Source organism: Flavobacterium sp. IMCC34518 (genome assembly GCF_027111095.2).
Lineage (GTDB): Bacteria > Bacteroidota > Bacteroidia > Flavobacteriales > Flavobacteriaceae > Flavobacterium > Flavobacterium praedii.
The window spans coordinates 2,443,973-2,463,581 of sequence record NZ_CP114284.2 but is presented as its reverse complement, the minus strand read 5'-3'; the positions used below and the strand labels follow the sequence as shown (position 1 = coordinate 2,463,581).

The following is a 19,609-nucleotide window of genomic DNA, read 5'->3' as shown; positions in this document are numbered from 1 at the left end:
TAAGCCAAATATCTTTTCTACGAATTAAAAATGGAAGAATTTCATCTAAAGGAAGAAACGTATAAAATAATTGGAATCTGCATGGAAGTCCATAAAATTCTAGGCAAAGGTCATAGTGAAATAATTTATGGCGATGCACTAGAATATGAGTTTAGGAAAAATAGCATTCCTTTCGAAAGAGAAAAAAAATATAATATTACATACAAAGACATAATTCTGCCTCATCATTATTTTTCAGATTTTGTGATTTTTGAAGAAATAATTTTAGAAATAAAAGCAATTCAAGAACTCTCAAGTAGTGAAATAAAACAAACGCTTAATTACCTTGCAGCATCAAAAAACAAAATTGGTTTACTAATAAATTTTGGAGAAGATAGCTTGAAATACAAACGAATCATACTATAAATTAATCTGTGAAAATCTGTGAAATCTGTGTTTAAACTTATACTCAATACAATCCCACGTCCCATTCTTATTCGACTAAGTTATGTTGCACGTCCTTTTATCGCTTTTTCATTAAAAGGAGATAAATATACAGACCCTATTGACGGGAAAAGTTTCAAATCATTCTTGCCTTATGGGTACGAAACACAACGCAACAATGTGCTTTCGCCAAGTACACTTTCGTTGGAAAGACATCGCTTGCTTTGGTTGTATTTAAACGAACAAACTGATTTTTTTACGGCTCCAAAGAAAGTATTGCATTTTGCGCCAGAACAGGCTTTTTATAAATTGTTCCGCAAACAAAAAAATTTGGATTACACTACAACTGACTTATTTTCTCCTTTGGCAGATGTAAAAGCAGATATCTGTAATTTGCCTTTTGAAGACAATCAATACGATGTTATTCTTTGCAATCACGTATTGGAACACATTCCGGATGACACCAAAGCGATGCAAGAATTGTACCGTGTTTTGAAACCTGGTGGAATGGCTATTTTGCAAATCCCTCAAGATTTGAATAGAGACGTAACCTTTGCAGACGACACAATTACAGACCAAAAAGAACGTGCAAAAATATTTGGACAATACGACCACGTACGTATTTATGGCCGAGATTATTTTGATAAACTAAGAAGCATCGGTTTTACAGTTGTCGAAGAAGATTACACCAATAAAATAGCTCCCGAATTGGTAGAAAAATATTGTTTAGCAAAAGGAGAAATCATTCCAGTTTGTTTTAAATAAACACGATTATTGATAGTTAAAAAATTCAACACAGATTTCACAGATTTACACAGATATATCATTAGGTTAGATAATAATCTGTGTAAATCTGTGAAATCTGTGTTTAAATAATCACATTTGGAAACCAAAAACTCCTTTCAGTTCTGCTTTGATATTAGTTTTGAGAAAAGGCTAAACAGCCATATTCCAACTACTTATATTATAGGACATACAGAAGCTATAACTTATTTAGACAAGAAAGCGAGTCCCGAGGTACTCCAAAGTTTTGGTGTGATTGTTGAAAATTTAGATACAAACACAAAAAAAGTTTTATCCCTTTGCGAAGCACTCAAACCCGAAGTGATTTTCAAAAAATTCCGCAAAAATAGCAAATCAGCCAAAAATATGGAAGATTTGTTCAAAGACAGCAAACTGGAATTTGGGATTCGGCAATTCATAAAAACGAATCTAGACCAGTTCTACACTTTAGTTTGTCAAAATAATTTTCCACTTTCAATGAATTTGGGAAAAGAAAAAGATTTTCGCATTAGCAGAATCGACACTACTAATCCAAAATTAGAAACCAGTCTTGAATTTGACAAACACGAAAACGGAATTTCGTATACGTTACTTTTAAAAGACGAAGCCACGACATTCTACCCATCAAACACGGACATCACACTACTTTTGGACGAACCTGGCTGGCTAGTTGCTTACCATAAATTGCGTCTTTTAAAAAACATTAACACCAAAAAAATCATTCCTTTTTTGAAGAAGAAAACCATCGAAATTCCTTCGAAAATGGTTTCTGAATACTTTGAAAAATTCATCAAGGATGTGGCAAAAAAAGCAGATATAAAAGCCACCGGATTTGCAGTCGAACTCAAGGACAAAATAAAATCTTGTTCGCTCGAGTTGGCGCACGATTTTTTCAAAAACACCTACTCTCTGAACCTTATATTCGACTATGACGGTTTTAGTTTTGACAATAGCAAAACCAAGAAAATCCACTCCGAAATTGACACCCGCAATCTGGATGAAATCAAATTGATTCAATATAAAAGAACAAGTGAAGAAGCTATATTTGAAAACAAATTGGCAGAACTGGGTTTATCCAAAACAGAGAATGGTTTGTTTGGGCTTTCGCCAAAAGAAGAAAAACAAGACCCTTATACCACTATTCAATGGATAATTGAAAATCAAGAAATTCTCGAATCTTCTGGTTTTTCAGTTAAAGATTTAAAAATTGACAGCAAGAAAATCGACTCTCATAAAGTGGCTATTCAATTTTCGAATGACATCAAAAGCGATTGGTTTGACATCAAAATGATTGTGGTTTGCGAGGCATTTGAATTTAGCTTCGCTGAAATTGTTCCGAATATAAAAAACCGAAACCGACTCTTTCTTTTACCAAACGGCAATTATTTTTTGATTCCGATAGAATGGATGACACTTTACGGACCAATGGCGAAATTAGCAAAAGTTCAAAACGGAAATATTATTTTACTTAAAAGCAATTTTGCTGTTTTGGATGGAATTTCAGAACTTAAAAATTCAATACATTTAAAAGGAGAGGTCGAATATCAACCTTCCTCTTTGATAAAAGCAACGTTGAGACCCTACCAAATTGAAGGAGTCAAATGGCTTTTGGAACATTATAACAATGGCTTAGGCGCTTGTCTGGCTGATGATATGGGATTAGGAAAAACACTGCAAACCTTGACTATGCTTGTTGCCGTGCAAGAACAATTGGATTTTGAAAAAAACGAAAACATTCAACTTGATTTGTTTGGAAACGAAATTATTACGCCTAAAGAATACCTAAAAGCATTGATTGTTCTGCCTTCGTCCTTAGTTTTTAATTGGTACAACGAAGCTCGAAAATTCACACCGCATTTTCGAAGAGTGCAATACATTGGCAACGACCGAAAACTGCTTTCTAAAAAACTGGAAAAATACGATTTGATTTTTACGAGTTACGCGGTCGTTTCCAGAGACATTACGATTTTGGAAAAATACAATTTCAGGTATTTGATTTTGGACGAAAGTCAATACATCAAAAACAAGAATTCTAAAATTTTCAAGTCGATTAATCAAATAAAAGCCAGTCATAAAATATCGTTGAGCGGTACTCCAATAGAAAACTCTCTTGATGATTTATGGTCTCAAATGCAATTTATCAATCCAAATATCATGGGTAGTTATTCCTTTTTTGCCGAAAATTATAAATTACCGATCGAGAAAAAACAGGATGAGAGCAGTTTATTGGAACTGAAAAATCTCATAAGTCCTTTTATATTAAGACGCACCAAAGAACAAGTTTTAAAAGACTTACCAGAATTGTCCGAACAGATTTTCTATTGTGACATGGAGCCCGAACAGGAGAAATTGTATGAAGAGGAAAAATCGAAAGCACGAAACTCGCTATTAAAAACGGATGGTTCTGGAGTAGACAAAATCAACATCATCAATACCTTGATGCGCTTGAGACAATTGAGTAATCACCCAAAAATGATTGATTCCAAATCCGAAATGGATTCGGGAAAATACATTGCGGCAACTCGTTATCTCGAGACTTTGGTCCAATCCAACCAAAAAACGATTGTTTTCAGTTCGTTTGTGTCCAATTTAAATTTTTACAAAACGTGGTGCAAAGAAAACAAAATCGATTTTTGCGAACTCACTGGAAAAACTCCTTTAAAAGAACGAGAATTTCAAGTTAATCGCTTTCAAGAACAAGAAAAACCATTGTTATTTTTCATCTCTTTGAAAGCAGGTGGCGTTGGACTCAACATTACCAAAGCTTCTTATGTTGTTTTTTTGGATCCTTGGTGGAATCCTTTTTCGGAAAAACAAGGAATTGGTCGTGCGCATCGAATTGGCCAACTGAATAAGGTAAATGTGATTCGGTTTATTACCAAAAATACCGTTGAAGAAAAAATCATTCGTTTGCAGGAAAGCAAAAAACTATTAGCTGATTCACTTTTGGATGAAAATTACATGAGTGCAGAAATTGAGGAGAATTTAGATTTTATTTTAGAGTAAAAAATAGAATCTGCCATTTCGCTATTATCAAATATATCATTATAATTCCCGTTAATTTGTATATTTACCATTCATGAACAAATCGCTATCAATGAAAATAATTGCTGTTTTACTGTTTTCTTTATTTTACATCAATTCTTCAGCACAAGTCGAGACTGAAATAGCACCTCCATTCAATATCAAAACAGCTTCTTTTGTCCAAAACAGTCAAAACGTGGTTCCCATATTTAAACTTGGAGACTCTTTTCAATTTCAATTTGATGATTTGTTTGGCAATGAAGCCGACTATTATTACGAAATCACCCATTGCGATTACAATTGGGTTCCAACAGACATTCCAAAAAGCGAATATTTATCAGGTTTCGATAGCCAAAAAATTCAAGAATACATTAATTCTTTCAACACTTTACAAATTTTTACTCATTATAATCTAACCTTACCCAACAACTTTAGCAAGATAGTATTAAGTGGCAATTATGTCTTGACTATATTAAATTCAGACAAAGAAGTAATTTTAAAAAGATATTTTATTTTGTATGAGGATTTGGCATCTGTTCCTGTAAAAATAAAACGCCCTCGAACAGTCAAAAACATTTATTCAAAACACAACTTAGAATTTGAAATCAAACCTGGAGATCAACTATTTTTTCAAAATCCGATGCAAAACCTAAAAGTTCTTTTGCTACAAAACGGGAAATTCAACACTGCGATAAAAAACATTGTCCCACAATATACCTTGAGCAGTAACTTCGTTTACAAATATGATCAAGAAACACAATTTTGGGCGGGTAATGAATTTTTAAATTTTGATTCGAAAGACATTAAAAATGCAAACAACTATGTGAGTTTCATCAACTCAGAGAATGATATTTACAACACCCATTTGTTTACCAATAATGACAAATCGAGTTTTCCATATACAAATTTTTCAGATCTTAACGGAAATTTCTCCGTTAGAAAATATGACGCAGAAAACCAACAAATAGAATCTGATTATTCATGGGTCTATTTTAGTTTATCGGCACCATTGACAAACCCGGAATCTTCCATTTATGTGGTTGGCATGTTTAACAATTACAGTATGTCACCAGAATATAAAATGGACTTCAATACTGAAAAAGGACTTTACGAAAAAGCCATTTTAATCAAACAAGGATTCACTAACTTTCAATATCTGACCGCAAACAACAAAGGATATATTGATCAGGAAAATGCTATAGATGGGAATTTTTACCAAACCGAAAACGATTATACTGTTCTAGTATATTACAAAGGAAACACAGATCGCTATGAAAGAGTGATAGGAAAAGGATCTGCTAATTCAATTAATATTACGAATTAGAAAACTTTATTTATTTTTAAAAGGATTATTTATTTTTTTTGTAAATTTGTCGACATACAGCACTTAATTAGCTCTTTAACATGGTTTCACAAATAACAAGAGGCATAAAAATTTCAGTTTTGACTAGTTTTGAAGGTACCTACTTCAAAAACTACAAAATTCACTTTGCCTTTAGTTATGAGATTACAATTGAAAACCATAGTAAAGATTCCGTACAATTAACATCACGTCATTGGGAAATTTACGATTCTTTAAACGATTTAGAATTTGTAGACGGAGAAGGTGTTATTGGGAAAAAACCAGTTTTAAAACCTGGAGAACAACACACTTACAGTTCAGGTTGTTTATTATCATCTCCTTATGGAGCTATGAAAGGCTATTTCAATATGATTAATTTTACTTCTACAAAATCATTCAGAGTAATTGTACCAACTTTTAGAATGTGTGCCCCTTTTGCTTTAAATTAATTTGACTTTTATTATGATATTTTTATCATGATTTAAATCTTTCCTTCGTACTTTTGCATCAAATTATCTAATTGTTTACTATTTAATTATAAAGATATGTTAAAAGGATTTTTCAATGTACCCAATGCGGTAAATGAGCCAGTAAAAAGTTACGCTCCCAATTCTCCAGAAAAAGCTTCAGTTCTAGCAGCTTACAAAGCCATGTGGAATACTAAAATCGATGTTCCATTGTATATTGGAAGCGAAGAAATTAGAACTGGGAATACCAAAAACATGACTGCTCCACACGATCATCAGCATATTGTGGGAACCTATCATTTAGCCGAAAAATCTCATGTTGAAAGCGCCATTGCCAACGCATTAGAATCAAGAACAGCATGGGCCAATATGGCTTGGGAACAAAGAGCCGCTATTTTCTTGAAAGCAGCTGAATTAATTGCAGGTCCATACAGAGCCAAAATAAATGCAGCAACAATGATTGCGCAGTCCAAAAATATATTTCAAGCAGAAATCGATGCTTCTTGCGAATTAATTGATTTTTTACGTTTCAACGTTGAATTCATGTCACAAATCTATGCGGATCAGCCAAAATCAACTTCAGATATGTGGAATCGTTTAGAATACAGACCACTTGAAGGTTTTGTCTATGCAATTACACCATTCAACTTTACCGCTATAGCTGCCAATTTACCTGCAAGTGCAGCAATGATGGGGAATGTTGTAATTTGGAAACCAAGTGACAGCCAAGTATTCTCAGCAAAAATCATTATAGATGTTTTCAAAGAAGCAGGAGTTCCTGATGGTGTTATCAACGTTGTTTTTGGAGATGCTTTGATGATTACAGATACTGTTTTGGCGAGCCGTGATTTTGCTGGAATTCACTTTACAGGATCAACACATGTTTTTAAAGATATTTGGTCAAAAATAGGAACCAACATTCATCATTACAAAACCTATCCAAGAATTGTTGGAGAAACAGGTGGTAAAGATTTCATCATCGCTCATCCAAGTGCTAATGTTAAACAAGTGGCTACTGGAATTGTTCGTGGAGCCTTTGAATTTCAAGGACAAAAATGTTCAGCTGCTTCAAGAGCTTATGTACCGCAAAGCTTATGGCCAGCATTAAAAGAGCAATTAATCATTGATACTAAATCAATGAAAATGGGCTCTCCGGAAGATTTTGGCAACTTTATTACTGCGGTAATTCACGAAGGGTCATTTGATAAATTGGCAAGTTTTATTGATCAAGCCAAAAAAGATGCTGATGCTGAAATTATAGTTGGTGGAAATTATGATAAATCTGTTGGATATTTTATTGAACCAACTATTATTGTAACTACAAATCCAAATTACAGCACAATGGCAACGGAATTATTCGGACCGGTTATGACAATTTTCGTTTACGAAGATGCGAAATGGACCGAAACATTGAAATTAGTAGATTCTACTTCTGAATATGCTTTAACTGGAGCTGTTTTCAGTCAAGACCGTTATGCAATCGAAGAAGCAACTACTGCTTTACAAAATGCAGCAGGTAATTTTTATATCAATGACAAACCAACTGGAGCTATTGTAGGAATGCAACCTTTTGGTGGAGCAAGAGCTTCTGGAACCAATGACAAAGCAGGTTCTGCCTTGAACTTATTGCGTTGGGCTTCTCCAAGAACTATTAAAGAAACTTTTGTAACTCCAACAGATTACAGATATCCTTTCTTGGGAGAATAAAGCCCCCTAACCCCCGAAGGGGGAATTAGAAAGAAATAAAAACTATAACCCCACAAAAATTCAATTTATTTTGAAATTTTGTGGGGTTTGCTTTTTATATGCAATTTAATCTTGAAAGTTTTTAATCTACACCACAAACTTCAAAGGCAAGTGCACCACTTTCTTGGTTTCAAAAAACTCATCTTCAAAGAAATCCGAAATATTATATTCAGTTGCTTTCGGAAAATCTTTTAGTTCTTCGGTTAAGTCTCCCCCTTTTAGATAAAGAATACCGTTTTTTAATTCGTGTTTGTTTTGTTTCTTTATTTTTGTTTTTACCCAGGAAACAAAATCGGGCATATTGGTCACTGCTCGACTTACAATAAAATCAAAATCCCCTTTTACATTTTCGGCACGAAGTTGTTCTGCTTTTACATTTTTTAACTCCAATGCTTCGGCAACAGCTTGAACAACCTTAATTTTTTTAGCAATGATATCAATTAGAAAAAAACGGGTTTCAGGAAAAAGTATAGCCAATGGAATACCAGGAAAACCACCGCCAGTACCCACATCTAGCACATATGTTCCGGGTTCAAACTTATTTATTTTGGCTATAGCCAAAGAATGTAATATGTGTTTAGTATACAAAGAGTCAATGTCTTTACGGGAAATAACATTGATTTTTTCATTCCAATCATGGTATAAAAAATCCAATTTTTGAAACTGTTCCTTCTGATTATCAGACAGGTTAGGAAAATACTTTAGAATCTCGTCCATCTTAAAAATTTTTAACAAAAGTACTGCTTTTAGCTTATAAATATTTAACTCAATATTGTATGTTGAAAATTTATATTAGTTACCTTTGCAAATATTCAAAAAACATATGAACAATACCCCACCTACATTTGCTAAGCAAGACAATTTGAAGTTTTTCAGAACACTTAACTCTCGTGTAAACAGCTATTTCAAAGAAAATAATATTGAGAAAACCGGAAATTGGAAGATTCATTTAAAGACTATTATTCTTTTTACTGTCTTTCTTGTTCCTTACTTTTTGATTCTTACATTAGATATGCCATTTTGGGCACACCTACTTCTAACAATTGTCATGGGAATTGGAATGGCCGGAATTGGAATGAACGTAATGCACGATGCCAATCACGGATCGTATTCAACCAAAAGTTGGGTAAATAAATTCATGGGTGGAACGATATATGTATTAGCTGGAAACGTACACAACTGGCAAGTACAACACAACGTTTTGCACCATACTTACACCAACATTATTGGTCATGACGAAGACTTAGAAGCAGGAAGAATTATGCGTTTCTCTAAAGAAGCCGAATGGCATAAATTTCATAAATTTCAACAATACTACGCGGTATTTTTATACGGATTATTGACTTTCAATTGGGCCATAACAACTGATTTCAAACAAATGAGCAGTTACCTAAAAAGAAAATTATCTTATGGTGAACCAAAAAGCCCAAAGACACTTTGGACAACATTAATCATCACTAAAGTTATTTACTTGTCTATTTGGATTGTTTTACCAATCGTAATTGGAATCACTTGGTGGAAAGTTTTGGTTGGATTTTTCATCATGCACTATACTGCTGGATTAATCTTAAGTATTGTTTTCCAATTGGCGCATGTAGTTGACGAAGCTGCCAATCCACAACCAAACGAGGCTGGCGAAATGGAAAATACATGGGCAATTCACCAATTATTCACTACCGTTAATTTTGCACCAAAAAATAAAATTGTTAACTGGTATACTGGTGGATTGAACCACCAAATCGAACACCACATTTTTCCGCACATTAGCCATGTACATTATGGGAAAATTGCACAAATTGTAAAGGAAACAGCCAAAGAATGCCAATTACCTTATTACGAATACAAGACAATGACAGCCGCTGTTGTTGCCCATTTCAAACATTTAAGAACACTAGGGTTAGAACCCGCACTATAATAATTATCTAAAAAAAGAATAAACCAAAAAATTACATTTTAATGAGTAATCCACTTTCAGACAGAATTAACAATTTAGCTACATCACAAACATTAGCGATGGCTGCATTGGCAAGAGAATTAAAAGCGCAAGGAAAAGACATTATCAGTTTAAGTTTAGGAGAGCCAGACTTCAATACTCCAGATTTTATCAAAGAAGCAGCTAAAAAAGCGATTGACGAAAACTACAGCACCTATTCTCCTGTAGAAGGGTATGCAGAATTGAAAGAAGCAATTTGCAGAAAATTCAAAAGAGACAACGATTTAGATTACAAACCGTCACAAATCGTGGTTTCAACAGGAGCCAAACAATCTTTGTATAACATTGCACAAGTAATGCTAAACGATGGTGACGAAGTTATTTTACCAGCACCATACTGGGTTTCGTATTTCGAAATCGTAAAATTATCAGGAGGAGTTCCTGTAGAAGTTCCAACTTCTGTAGATACTGATTTCAAAATCACTCCAGAGCAATTAGAAGCAGCTATCACACCAAAAACAAAAATGATGTGGTTCAGTTCTCCTTGTAATCCGAGTGGATCGGTTTACAACAGAGAAGAGTTAACTGCTCTTGCCAAAGTTTTAGAAAAATACCCACACGTATACGTAGTGGCTGACGAAATTTATGAGCACATCAATTTCTCAGGAACTTTCTGCAGTATTGCTTCTATTCCAGGAATGCTAGAAAGAACCGTTACCGTAAATGGTGTTGCCAAAGCATTTGCCATGACAGGATGGAGAATTGGATATATTGGAGCACCAGAATTTATTGCAAAAGCGTGTACTAAAATACAAGGACAAGTAACCAGTGGAGCCAACAGTATTGCACAACGCGCTACTATTACAGCTGTAGATGCTGACCCATCTGTATTGAAACACATGGTGGACGCTTTCCACAGTCGTAGAGATTTAGTCGTAGGATTGTTAAAAGAAATTCCAGGAGTAAAAATCAACGTTCCAGAAGGAGCATTCTATGTATTCCCAGACGTTTCTTCTTTCTTCGGAAAAACACTAAAAGGAACATTTATCAAAGATGCCAATGATTTCTCAATGTATCTTTTAGCCGAAGCTTGTGTAGCAACCGTAACAGGTGACGCTTTTGGAAATCCAGATTGTATCCGTTTTTCATATGCCACCAGCGAAGAATTATTAAAAGAAGCATTACGCAGAATTAAAGAAGCGGTTTCACTTACAGAAGTTCTAGCATAACATAAACTTGTTTAAAGTTCAAAATAGTTTAAGGTTTAAAGTTTCATTACTTTTTACTTTAAACTATTTTTTTTTATGAATATTTGGGCGTGCCACCATAAAACAAAGGGGCCAACTTAGCAAACCGCTCAGTCGGCCCCTTTGCTTTATGCTGTCGGGCCATCCATGCTACTTCGGTAGCTTATTCCTGTCCCTCACGCGAGCTAGCGGTTAAAAACACGTTTAAAATATTTCAAGAAATAAGCAAAACACAATAGGCATTCCTAAAAAAAATTCACACAAATAATGTATTTTTGTGATAATTATACAAACCAAAATAAAACCACAAACCCTTAACCTTTCTAAACTTTTTTTAATGAAAATATTACTTCTAGGCTCTGGCGAATTAGGAAAAGAATTTACAATCGCAGCACAACGCATCGGACAAACCGTAATTGCTGTCGATAGTTACGAAAATGCACCCGCAATGCAAGTAGCACATGGATTTGAAGTCATCAATATGCTCGATGGAGATGCATTGGACAAAATTGTTGCCAAACACCAGCCCGATTTTATCGTTCCCGAAATAGAAGCCATAAGAACCGAACGTTTTTATGATTACGAGAAACAAGGAATTACGGTTGTACCATCTGCGAAAGCGGCAAACTTCACCATGAACCGAAAAGCCATTCGAGATTTGGCTGCCAAAGAACTTGGATTACGTACCGCTAATTATCGCTATGCTACTACCGCACAAGAATTACACGAAGGTGTAGAAGCGGTTGGAATGCCCTGTGTGGTAAAACCACTAATGTCATCCTCTGGAAAAGGACAATCGACTATAAAAACCATTGCCGAGATTGACAAAGCATGGCAATATGCGGTAGAAGGTTCTCGTGGTGATGTAGTTGAAGTTATCGTCGAAGCTTTTGTTAAATTCAATTCGGAAATCACTTTATTGACTGTAGTTCAAAATAACAACCCCACATTATTTTGCGCTCCAATCGGTCATAGACAAGAACGTGGCGATTATCAAGAAAGCTGGCAACCCGCAAAAATATCCGATAAGGATTTATACGAAGCACAAGACATGGCCGAGAAAGTAACAGAAGCTTTGGGTGGAGCGGGATTATTTGGTGTCGAATTTTTCCTTGCTGATGACGGTGTTTATTTCTCAGAATTATCTCCAAGGCCACACGATACCGGAATGGTTACTTTGGCAGGAACACAAAATTTTAATGAATTCGAGTTGCATTTACGTGCCATTTTAAGTTTACCAATTTTCGAAATCACACTAGAAAAAGCAGGAGCTAGTGCTGTTATTGCAGCTTCTGAAAACTCAGAAAACCCAAGCTATTCTGGTTTGAATAAAATTGCATCTTTACCCAAAACCGATTTTAGAATTTTCGGCAAACCAACTTCAAGACCCTATCGCAGAATGGGTGTTGCTTTGGTCAACGATACCTTAGACACTCCAATTGAAGAAGTGGTAGAAAAAACTAAAGAAGCTGCCAAATTAGTAACAGTACACCCTTAAAACCATGAAAAAAGCAACAATAATTACAATATTCTTTTTTTCTTTTGCTTTACAAGCACAAGAAAAAAACACAAAAGTAAATACTCAAATCGTTGAAGTTTCTTGTGGGGAATGCAATTTTGGCATGAAAGGAAAAAGCTGTGATCTAGCAGTTCGAATCGATGGAAAAACATATTTTGTAGATGGAACCAAAATTGACGATCACGGGGATGCACATGCCAAAGATGGCTTTTGCGAAGTGATTAGAAAAGCTGAAGTTACTGGAGAAATTATAAACAATCGCTTTCAAGCCACAACTTTCATTTTACTTCCAGAGCAAAAATAAATGGCTTTAATACTCGAAAACATTGCGCAACATATAGATCTCACTGCACAGGAGCAAGAACTTTTTTTGTCCAAAACTGAAATCCAGCATTATAAAACTAAAACGATTTTATTGAATAGTGGCGCAATTTGCAAACACTCTTATTTTGTAAATTCGGGTATTCTGCGCAGTTTCAACATTAATGACAATATTGTAGAACACGTAATGAGTTTTGCTTGCGAAGGCTGGTGGATTGGCGACATGTACAGTTTGATATCCCAGAAACCAGGCAACTTATTTATCGAGGTCTTGGAAGATGCCGAAGTGGTTTTATTATCCAAAGAAAATCAAGAAATATTGTATCGGGAAATTCCAAAACTAGAACGTTTCTTCAGAATACTTACCGAAAATTCACTCGTAGCCAACCAAGAGCGCTTAATGGACAACCTCAGCCTCACTGCCGAAGAGCGTTTTGAAAAATTCTGCAAAAAATACCCCACTCTCCTTCAGAAAGTTGCCCAAAAGCAGATTGCTTCCTATTTAGGTGTGACTCCTGAGTATTACAGTAAAATGAAATCCCGATTACTTAGAAAATAACTTCTTAATCTAGATTAAGTGTCAAACGCTCAAAACGATTGTAAATTTGTATAACAAAAATTACTAAATTTATACATCATGAAAAATACAGTTTTACACAAAGCAGATACAAGAGGGCATGCAGACCACGGATGGTTAAACGCTTATCATAGTTTTAGCTTTGCCAGTTGGTACAATCCAGATAGAGTTCAATTTGGCGCTTTACGCGTTTTGAACGACGATACAATTGCTGCAGGAATGGGTTTTGGCACACATCCGCATGACAACATGGAAATTATTACCATTCCGCTTGAAGGTGATTTGGCACACAAAGACAGTATGGGTAATGCCGAAATTATAAAAAATGGTGATGTTCAAGTAATGAGCGCCGGAACTGGAATTCAACACAGTGAATATAATCCAAATGCGGATCAACGTACCAAACTTTTTCAAATTTGGGTATTCCCAAAAGTAAGAAATGTAGAACCTCGTTACCAACAAATCACATTGAACACTGCTGAGCAAAAAAATAATTTTGCTCAAATTGTATCTCCAAATCCTGATGATGCTGGAGTTTGGATTTATCAAGATGCTTGGTTTCACTTAGCTGATTTTAGTGCCGGATTTTCAAAAAAATACGAACTAAAAAAAGAAGGCAACGGCATGTACGCTTTTGTAATATCTGGAACAATTACTATTGACGGTCAGGAATTGGAGACTCGTGATGGTTTAGGAATAACTGATTTCGAAACTTTGGACATCAAAGCAACAACAGACGCAAAGTTTCTATTAATGGAAATCCCAATGGCTTATTAATTTAGCGTAAAAGTAACTAGGATTCTAAGTTTCTGAGAGATTTAGAATCTCAGGAACTTAGAATCTTAACAAAAAAAAACCATGAGCGATACAGTAACTATAGAATTCAATGACAAAAACGGTAGTTTCAATATTACAAACGAAGGCAGAAAAGTAGCTTTGATGACTTTTGTATTTGCCGGCCCCAATAAAATAATCATTGATCATACCGAAGTTTCTCCCGTATTTAATGGCAAAGGTCTGGGCAAAAAATTAATAGAAAAAGCCGTTGAAGTAGCAAGACAAAAAAAATGGACAATTATTCCGCTATGTCCTTTTGCAAAAAAAACATTTGAAAAAAATCCTGAATATAATGACGTACTCTAAATTAAATTATTTGAAATGGATCCAAAAAACATCAAAAAAGAATACACTAATGGCGAAGTAACTATTGTATGGCAATCCGGAAAATGCATTCATTCCGGAAATTGCGTACGCAACAATCCTGACGTTTTCAAACCGAAAGAACAACCCTGGATTACGCCCGAAAGTTCAACAACGGAAAAAATAATAGAGACCATAAACAAATGTCCATCAGGAGCGTTGAGTTTTTACAGGAACAAATAGATTTAATCCTCATTTAATTTCCGAATCACTTTGGCAGGATTACCCACTGCCAAAGAATTTTCGGGAATATCTTTGGTTACTACAGATCCCGCACCAATTACACAACCATTACCAATTGTGACTCCCGGACAAATTACAGAGTTCCCTCCTATCCAACAATCATCTCCAATAGAAACAGGCTTTGAACTTTCAACAGTTCTCCTTTCTATGGCATCCAGCGGATGAGTAGCCGTGTATATATGAACGCCTGGTGCAAAGAAAACATTTTTGCCAATAGTCACTTTCATAGTATCCAAAACCACACAATTGACATTAAAATACACATTCTCCCCCGAATGGATATTGTACCCATAATCACAATGAAACGGTGGCTCTATATACAATCGCTTATGAGAATTAGGCAATAACTCCCGGAGAATAGCACGTGATTTCCCATTCATCAAATATTCTGTAACATTTAATTTATGCAATAATTTTTTTGCATTAGTACGCTCTTGCATAAGTTCTTTATCATTGGCAAAGTAGATTTCGCCTAAAAGCATTTTTTCTTTTTCTGTCATTTTAAAAAAATTTCAATATCAAATTGCAAATATACCAGCTGTTTCCGAATACCTATAAACATCTTCATTTTTATATTTATCCATAATCATTTGAGCTTTAAAGAAACATAATGTAGATTCAGCCCCTTGATTAATATTCACATTTTTTTCTTCCAATCCATCATAAGAAGCACCATTTACAGGATTATAAATAATCTGATTCAGGTGATTATTCCCCAAGAACCAAGAAAAAGCCATATTTAGCTGGTTTTTATATTTTACATTTCCAGTTACTTCATAAAACAAATGTAAGGTAATAATTGTTGTTGCCACTTCAATAGGCTGCTCTCCATAAGCGTTTTTTTTCTTACCTTTTACAAACCAGCCTCTGTTGGAGATTACGCTAAATTCCCCTTTCATAAAATAATGAGAAAGCAAAAAATCAAATGTAATTAAGGCAATTTTTTTATATTTTAAATCCCCTGTTGCCAAAAAACCATACATCATCGCCTCAGGCAACACATTATTTACATACGTCATATAATCCTCATACCAACACCAATTTTCATCAGAATTGATATGATAATGATTGAGCAATTTATCTGCGAGTTGAATAATATTGTTTTTTATTTTTTCCTCAGGATTAACGGTGTAATAGTGATATAATCCCTTTAAGGTATAGGCAATTGCTCTTGGAGAAGTAACGGAATCAACATGAAATACGGCCTTATCCCAAACTTTTTGAGCTTGTTCAACAAGAACATAAGGAAGCAAATTATGATTGGATAATGTATAACCCAAACTCCACAAAGCTCTTCCATTAGAATCCTCAAGATTTACTAATTCATTTTGTGATGTCAAATCTAGATTTAAATCTTTATAATTATCAAATTTACCGTCATCCCTTTGTATTCCTGCCACAAAATTCAAATAGATACTAACCAAGCTCAAAACATCAGCATCTTTGCTTGAATTGTAATACATAATTAGGTTAATTAATGCTCTAGCGTTATCATCCAAGGTATAACCAGATGAAAAATCAGGTTGACTAAAATTTGAAAATTGTAGCATTCCATATTCGGTGGTCAATTCCTTAATATGATTTAATTTTATACGTGGGAAATTCAATTTTAGGTTTTTCTTGTTTTCAGTCACTTCTGCAAAAAGGAATCCATATTTTATGGCTATGTTTTCCCAGGTAGTTTCATGGGTTAATGCATATCCATTTTGACTCATTTCTAATCTTTTCTCCTTATTTTCAACCAATTCTAAAATAGCCTCTTGAAACTCATTGGGTTTATCAAATTCTTTTAATAATATTCCGATTCCTGAGTTCAAATCTTCTTTGGCATGAGCTATTGGTGTCGAGATAATAGCACAACCACAACTCATGGCATAAGCAAAAGTGCCACTAACAGCTTGATTGGGATCCTTGGAAGAAAACAAATAAATATCAGACATGATCAAATAATTGAGAAGTTCTTTTAAATCTAAAAATTCATCAATAAAGATCACATTATTCTCAATTTTAAGTTCCTTAGTAGTCTCAACTAGCATAGTTCGGTATTTTTCTCCTTCTTTATTCAAAACTTCGGGATGCGTTTTTCCGATTACCAAATAAATCACTTCGGGGTGTTTTGCAATAACATTTGGCAAGGCATGCAAAACAGTTTCTATATTCTTATTGGCACTAATTAATCCAAATGTTGATAAAACAATTTTATCAGAATAGTGAAAATCCTTTTTAATTTTCTCCTTTTGATCCCAAAGAACCATATGTGTCCCATGCGGAATTACCCTTAATTTTGACTCCAAACAATCATAGTCTTGCATCAAAATCTCTTGGGATTTTTTTGTGAGAACCACAATTTTGTTTGACAAATCAATGATGGCTTGAACAATTTTTTTTAATTTATCATTTGGTCCAGGCAATACTGTATGAAAAACGGTTGCAACAGGTTTATTTACAGCTAGTAAAAAAGACAATAAATAATCCCCATAATCACCTTCAAAAAGGCCAAATTCATGTTCGACACAAACCATTCCAATATCGTCACGATTATTAATCTTTTCGGCCAAAAGACGGTAATCATTAATAGAGGCAACATTTAACATAAAATGAACATCTGGATCATATTCGAATTGATTTTCTTTTTTTTGCAAGGCACATACTTCTATTGGTAGCGATTTTCCAAAGACCAATTTAACGGAATTTACTATATCATTAGAAAAAGTTGCTATTCCACATTGTCTAGGTGGGTAGGAACTCATTAATAACATAGTTTTATTTTTCTTTAATTTCATGGCTATTACTTTTATTGCTTATGCATTTAATTAGAAATCAATTGCTATATAAAACATCAACTTATTGTTTGCTTTTCTTTAAGGCATCCAATAATTCTACCAAGTCTACCACAGCATAGGTAGAGGAATAATCGGACACTGCATAGGGTAATATTAGGCTGTTATTATGAATTATTGAACCACAGGAATACACTACATTTGGCACATAACCTTCTCGTTCGTCTTCAAGAGGGCTAAGCAAGGGCTCAGCTAATCTGCCAATTTCTTTGCTAGGATCCTCTAAATCAAACAATGAAGCACCAATACAATACCGTCTCATAGCACCTACACCATGTGTAATTACAAGCCAGCCTTCTTCTGTCCATAAAGGTGATCCACAATTACCAATTTGGGTATATTCCCATGGATATTTGGGTTTCTGAATAATTTGTGGATTTTTCCATTCGTTAGGACGTTTAGAGTACATCAAATAATTATTGACCCCATCAATTCTGCCTAGCATGGCATATTTACCTTTTATTCTTTTAGGAAACAAAGCCATACCCTTGCTTTGTGATCCTTCACCATATAAAGGCATTATCCGAAAAGTATAAAAATCTTCTGTTGTAATTAATTTTGAAAGTATCGAATGTCCATTATAAGCAGTGTAAGTTCCCATTACACTATCGAAATAGCCATCATCACTAAAACGAACAAAACGGGCATCTTCAATTCCTCGGCTTTCTGTATCAGAAATAGGAAAAATAACACGCTCAGAAATATCGGAATCATGTTTAAATTGCACATCATAAAAAGAATCCAACAACCAAATCACCTCTTCATAAGCCTCACTTTTTTCTTTACTTGTATTTGGATTTGCCAATTCTTTCATCAAGGCATTTTTCAACACTTCATACTCAAAAACTTCTGGAAAATCACATAAAATATTTGAATAAATATCCAAGGTATGCATTTCTGCTAATTTAGAAAGAACTCGCTTTTTGTTAAACATCATTTTATGCAAAACCTCTGCTTTTTCAATATCATCACCAATACGCATCATTCGCAAATTATTCTCTTTATCTATAATTCCTCTTCTAAATACGATAGAGGAAACATGGCCTTCTCCAGTCGCCCGAAACGAAATAACAACCCGTTTTTCACCCTTTTCCAGACTCGTTTGATCAAAATCTTCCACCATGGATGGGTTAAAAAAAGCAGCAGACTCTATGGAATATTCCATTGTAAGATAAGAGCCTATTAGTAGTTTTTGTTCTTCTGACAAATCAGCTACATTAATTTGCATTTCGGCAATTATATTCGAAATATTTTGAAAATTACTATAAAAAATTTCCGAAATATTACGGTGTCTTCGTGCAAATCCTCTATTTATTTGTTCCAGGGTATGAGAAACTTCATAATTACTCATAACCAATATACGACCAACAAGTTCTTTGGTACGTTGTTCTCCACTATTGAAATATCGAGCCACAACCCTACTTGAATCAGGCATAAATTTCAAGTCTTTTCGAGTAACAGATACTTTCATAAAAAATATTAATTTAATTAAAATATAATAAGTAAGCATATTATGATTGTAGTAGGAAGGGCTTTTTTTAGAACTAAAGCCAATTTATTTCTTAATGACGCAACACTTCATTAAATCGGATAGAGGCATCTATTTAAATATAAATACAGATTAAAGGGTTTTGTTATTTTAGGGATAACAAAAGTTTAAAAAAATTTAGTCAGAACTTTTTAAAATTTTTCTAAACAAACACTATCAAATATACGAATAAAAAACAACTTAACTTAATGATAATTATCACATTACAAATACTCTAAAAAAAACTTATTTAAAAAATAAAATCCCCTCATTTAGCCCTGATTACTCTACTATGCTTTTATTTTCAAAAGCGTTCATTGAACTTCATTTGCAATAAAACGCATTTTATTCCAAGGCAAGTTTTTGATCACTGCCATGGAATAAAAGATGGAAAAGAATAGCAGAAGAACTGTTCT

At 34.2% G+C, this 19,609-nt stretch carries 18 protein-coding genes; 14 read left to right on the top strand and 4 right to left on the bottom strand.

Translation table 11 applies throughout. From position 1 onward, the window contains the following. The first annotated feature begins 30 nt into the window (after window positions 1–30). The 6 genes from OZP06_RS10380 to pruA all read left to right on the top strand — a co-directional run bounded on the left by OZP06_RS10380 (window position 31) and on the right by pruA (window position 7,746). Window positions 31–405: a GxxExxY protein gene (locus OZP06_RS10380; RefSeq protein ID WP_281323685.1), complete on the top strand. Its 375-nt coding sequence runs from the start codon at window positions 31–33 to the stop codon at window positions 403–405. A gap of 18 nt (window positions 406–423) precedes the next feature. Beyond that, a complete protein-coding gene (locus OZP06_RS10375) occupies window positions 424–1,188 on the top strand; it encodes a class I SAM-dependent methyltransferase (protein WP_269221784.1) in 765 nt (254 codons plus the stop codon). Between the two features lie 117 nt (window positions 1,189–1,305). Continuing rightward, window positions 1,306–4,212 carry a DEAD/DEAH box helicase gene (locus tag OZP06_RS10370; protein WP_269221783.1) on the top strand — a complete coding sequence of 969 codons (2,907 nt, stop codon included), beginning with the start codon at window positions 1,306–1,308 and terminating at the stop codon, window positions 4,210–4,212. Window positions 4,213–4,303: 91 nt separating this feature from the next. Continuing rightward, on the top strand, window positions 4,304–5,554 hold the full coding sequence (locus OZP06_RS10365) for a DUF5103 domain-containing protein (RefSeq protein WP_281323684.1): 1,251 nt from the start codon (window positions 4,304–4,306) through the stop codon (window positions 5,552–5,554). 80 nt (window positions 5,555–5,634) lie between these two features. After that, a complete protein-coding gene (apaG, locus tag OZP06_RS10360; RefSeq protein ID WP_269221782.1) occupies window positions 5,635–6,021 on the top strand; it encodes a Co2+/Mg2+ efflux protein ApaG in 387 nt (128 codons plus the stop codon). 96 nt (window positions 6,022–6,117) lie between these two features. Next, window positions 6,118–7,746: an L-glutamate gamma-semialdehyde dehydrogenase gene (pruA, locus tag OZP06_RS10355; RefSeq protein WP_269221781.1), complete on the top strand. Its 1,629-nt coding sequence runs from the start codon at window positions 6,118–6,120 to the stop codon at window positions 7,744–7,746. Between the two features lie 126 nt (window positions 7,747–7,872). Here pruA and rsmG read toward each other — a convergent pair whose 3' ends face one another. Beyond that, complete coding sequence (gene rsmG / locus OZP06_RS10350; protein WP_269221780.1) at window positions 7,873–8,502, bottom strand: 16S rRNA (guanine(527)-N(7))-methyltransferase RsmG; 630 nt, start codon at window positions 8,500–8,502, stop codon at window positions 7,873–7,875. 106 nt (window positions 8,503–8,608) lie between these two features. Between rsmG and OZP06_RS10345 the strand changes: the two genes are divergently transcribed. The 8 genes from OZP06_RS10345 (at window position 8,609) to OZP06_RS10310 (ending at window position 14,765) form a co-directional block, all read left to right on the top strand. After that, window positions 8,609–9,700 carry an acyl-CoA desaturase gene (locus OZP06_RS10345; RefSeq protein ID WP_269221779.1) on the top strand — a complete coding sequence of 364 codons (1,092 nt, stop codon included), beginning with the start codon at window positions 8,609–8,611 and terminating at the stop codon, window positions 9,698–9,700. A gap of 41 nt (window positions 9,701–9,741) precedes the next feature. Beyond that, window positions 9,742–10,947 (top strand): pyridoxal phosphate-dependent aminotransferase, encoded by a 1,206-nt coding sequence (locus tag OZP06_RS10340; RefSeq protein WP_269221778.1) that lies wholly within the window; start codon window positions 9,742–9,744, stop codon window positions 10,945–10,947. Between the two features lie 355 nt (window positions 10,948–11,302). Continuing rightward, on the top strand, window positions 11,303–12,463 hold the full coding sequence (gene purT, locus OZP06_RS10335; RefSeq protein ID WP_269221777.1) for a formate-dependent phosphoribosylglycinamide formyltransferase: 1,161 nt from the start codon (window positions 11,303–11,305) through the stop codon (window positions 12,461–12,463). 4 nt (window positions 12,464–12,467) lie between these two features. Continuing rightward, entirely contained in the window at window positions 12,468–12,788 is a 321-nt protein-coding gene (locus OZP06_RS10330) for a DUF6370 family protein (RefSeq protein ID WP_281237960.1), read from the top strand. After that, complete coding sequence (locus tag OZP06_RS10325) at window positions 12,789–13,364, top strand: Crp/Fnr family transcriptional regulator (RefSeq protein WP_281323683.1); 576 nt, start codon at window positions 12,789–12,791, stop codon at window positions 13,362–13,364. Window positions 13,365–13,442: 78 nt separating this feature from the next. Next, window positions 13,443–14,159 (top strand): pirin family protein, encoded by a 717-nt coding sequence (locus OZP06_RS10320; protein ID WP_269221775.1) that lies wholly within the window; start codon window positions 13,443–13,445, stop codon window positions 14,157–14,159. Between the two features lie 81 nt (window positions 14,160–14,240). Beyond that, window positions 14,241–14,525, top strand: a complete 285-nt coding sequence (locus tag OZP06_RS10315; protein WP_269221774.1) for a GNAT family N-acetyltransferase — start codon at window positions 14,241–14,243, stop codon at window positions 14,523–14,525. Between the two features lie 15 nt (window positions 14,526–14,540). Continuing rightward, window positions 14,541–14,765 (top strand): (4Fe-4S)-binding protein, encoded by a 225-nt coding sequence (locus OZP06_RS10310; protein ID WP_269221773.1) that lies wholly within the window; start codon window positions 14,541–14,543, stop codon window positions 14,763–14,765. Window positions 14,766–14,767: 2 nt separating this feature from the next. On the opposite strand, the gene OZP06_RS10305 is transcribed toward OZP06_RS10310, so the two are convergent. The 3 genes from OZP06_RS10305 to OZP06_RS10295 all read right to left on the bottom strand — a co-directional run bounded on the left by OZP06_RS10305 (window position 14,768) and on the right by OZP06_RS10295 (window position 19,136). After that, window positions 14,768–15,325, bottom strand: coding sequence for a sugar O-acetyltransferase (locus tag OZP06_RS10305; protein WP_281323682.1), 558 nt, complete (start codon window positions 15,323–15,325; stop codon window positions 14,768–14,770). An 18-nt stretch (window positions 15,326–15,343) separates the two neighbouring features. Next, window positions 15,344–17,608, bottom strand: a complete 2,265-nt coding sequence (locus tag OZP06_RS10300; RefSeq protein ID WP_281323681.1) for a glycosyltransferase — start codon at window positions 17,606–17,608, stop codon at window positions 15,344–15,346. Window positions 17,609–17,669: 61 nt separating this feature from the next. Beyond that, a complete protein-coding gene (locus OZP06_RS10295) occupies window positions 17,670–19,136 on the bottom strand; it encodes a glycoside hydrolase family 130 protein (protein WP_269221770.1) in 1,467 nt (488 codons plus the stop codon). Window positions 19,137–19,609 lie beyond the last annotated feature (473 nt).